This window comes from Acinetobacter sp. UBA2581 (genome assembly GCF_002339435.1).
GTDB classification, from domain to species: domain Bacteria; phylum Pseudomonadota; class Gammaproteobacteria; order Pseudomonadales; family Moraxellaceae; genus Acinetobacter; species Acinetobacter variabilis.
In genome coordinates this window covers 5,880-6,179 of record NZ_DDLD01000056.1, presented here as the reverse complement: position 1 = coordinate 6,179, position 300 = coordinate 5,880, and the positions used below count along the sequence as shown (strand labels likewise).

The following is a 300-nucleotide window of genomic DNA, read 5'->3' as shown; positions in this document are numbered from 1 at the left end:
GACCACACTTGATTACTGCGCAGAATAGCCAACCCTTTGAGCAGATATGGATATTTACGGTGAGCTTGATTAGCCTGGCTTAAATTTGGTTTGCAATATAACGCCTGAATACCCATTTTCTTCATTAAAGTACGTGTATGACGTCGTCCTATATGATGCCCTTGACGATTCAACAAATCACGCATCATACGACTGCCTGCAAAAGGATATTGCATATGTAATTCATCAATACATCGCATCAGCTTCAGATCTGATGAGCTAACAGGTTTTGGGCGATAATAATAACAACCACGGGAGACT

General features: G+C 41.0%; 1 protein-coding gene. It reads right to left on the bottom strand.

The annotated features are described in order from the left end of the window. Positions 1 to 300, bottom strand: a 300-nt coding sequence (locus B3Q46_RS07040) for an IS3 family transposase (protein ID WP_286714035.1), incomplete at both ends; no start/stop codon positions are given.